This is a genomic window from Nitrospira sp. BLG_2 (genome assembly GCF_049222245.1).
The window spans coordinates 1-1,728 of record NZ_JBLYIG010000503.1 but is presented as its reverse complement, the minus strand read 5'-3'; the positions used below and the strand labels follow the sequence as shown (position 1 = coordinate 1,728).

3 protein-coding genes are annotated in these 1,728 nt (G+C 59.8%); all 3 read right to left on the bottom strand.

Features of this window, described 5'->3' with window-relative positions; genetic code table 11:
- The coding region (locus tag ACOSYY_RS13655) for a YciI family protein (protein WP_421663059.1) at positions 1–267 on the bottom strand (267 nt) is incomplete at its 3' end.
- Between the two features lie 138 nt (positions 268–405).
- A complete protein-coding gene (locus tag ACOSYY_RS13650) occupies positions 406–774 on the bottom strand; it encodes a YciI family protein (protein ID WP_421663057.1) in 369 nt (122 codons plus the stop codon).
- A 115-nt stretch (positions 775–889) separates the two neighbouring features.
- Positions 890–1,237: a YciI family protein gene (locus ACOSYY_RS13645; RefSeq protein ID WP_289266784.1), complete on the bottom strand. Its 348-nt coding sequence runs from the start codon at positions 1,235–1,237 to the stop codon at positions 890–892.
- Between the last annotated feature and the right edge of the window lie 491 nt (positions 1,238–1,728).

Here is a 1,728-nt window from a genome sequence, read left to right as displayed (position 1 = left end):
GACCCGAAGATAAAAGTAGCCGCCAATGGCTTCCTTGGATTCGGTGAACGGGCCGTCGGTCACCATGCGCCCGTTCTTGCCGGACACGAGCTTACCCTCAAGATGCAACGGATGCCCGCCTGTGCATTTGCCTTCCTGCTTCAGGCGCTCGAACCATTGACTCCAGTCGGACACGAACTGCTCAAATTGTTCCGGCGACAGACGCCTTTCCCAATCCGTGCCGCGAAAGAGCAATAGAAAATCGGCTTGAGGCGTTGATGTGCTCATAGTTCCTCCCTCTATAGCAATTCGTCGATGCACCGACTTGTCGAAAGAGCAGCCGCACAATCGACATCGTTCCTCACTCAAAACCTTGCGCATGACGAATGGCGGTTGACGAATGCCTCTGATGCGCCTCGGATGGCTTCATGGTTGTCTCGCGTCGGCGGGCAGCCCCGGGATCTCGATGACCGGCCTGACCTCGACCGTCCCCTTGCGCGCCATGGGAATCCGCGCGGCGACGGCGATCGCCTCGTCGAGATCCTTGGCCTCGATGAGAAAATAGCCGCCGAGCTGTTCGCGCGTCTCCGCGAACGGACCGTCGGTCACGAGCCGTTTGCCGTCGCGCACCCGAACGCTGGTCGCCATCGCGGTGGGATGCAACGGGTTCGCGCCCAGATATTGTCCGTTCGAGTGAAGATCCCGCGCGAGCTGCATGGATTCCGCGTAACAGTCCTGCCGCTCGGTCTCGCTCAACGCCAGCTCGTCGCCGTAAATCAACAACAGGTATTTCATGCGAAGGCCTCCATCAATATGTGCAGGATGTGCCACCCGTAGTGTCCGATCGACGCGCCGGGGGGAGGGGAACTGTTTCCCCATGGTGCGTTGTCTCTCGATCTCAATGCAACTGCTACACCTCCAACACCGGCCGCACCTCGATCGTGCCCAGCCGCGCCGACGGCAATTTCGCGGCCACCTGGATGGCCTCGTTTAGATCCCGCGCATCGATCAGGTAAAAGCCGCCAAGTTGCTCCTTGGTTGCGGCTAACGGCCCGTCGGTGGTGAAGACGATGCCGCTTCGAACCCGCACGGTCGCGGCTCTGTCTGCCGGCTGCAAGACTTCGCCGCAGCGGTAATGGCCGCTCTTCTGGATGTCGGCGGTGACGGCAACATGCTCCACCATGAGCGCATCCAGTTCGGCCTTGGACAGGGCGCGCAACTTGGCTTCCTCCTCATAGATCAGGCACAGGTACTTCATGGTTCTGGCTCCTTGCTCCTGACTCCCGCCGGACCGGCCGCCCGCATCATCTAGTCGTTCGCGTGGCCCCAAATCGACAGGTCATGTCACGTATGCGGGAAAGAAATTTAAGCGGGCTGGAATATAGGCCGAATGTAGGGGAAGACACTAAAAGGCCCACTATATAATGTGGAGCTCTGCCATAATTAGCTGAGCGAATCGTGACATCGGCGTTCAAGCGCTTGCGCCGGCCCCGCCTGCCGGCGTTCTGTCTCGGCTCATAGGGTCCCCTGCCTTCCCTCCAGCGCCGTCCACTATCTCTCCGCTCGTTGGAGGTTGCTGACAGTCGGCGTGTCTCGACGCTTTTCTGAGGCAGCGTCACGGCAATCACGGATTCCCTTTGCCGAATTCGTCGTTTCCACTATGCTTGGGAACTTGGAGAAGCTGCGCGACCCTCATCTCTTGTCCCAACCATGACCCCCGAGGCCATGCCCCATGAGCATACTCCTCGT

Coding starts and splice junctions, on each gene's coding strand:
- ACOSYY_RS13650 (WP_421663057.1), bottom strand. CDS start 774: ATGAAATACCTGTTGTTGATTTACGGCGACGAGCTGGCGTTGAGCGAG.
- ACOSYY_RS13645 (WP_289266784.1), bottom strand. CDS start 1,237: ATGAAGTACCTGTGCCTGATCTATGAGGAGGAAGCCAAGTTGCGCGCC.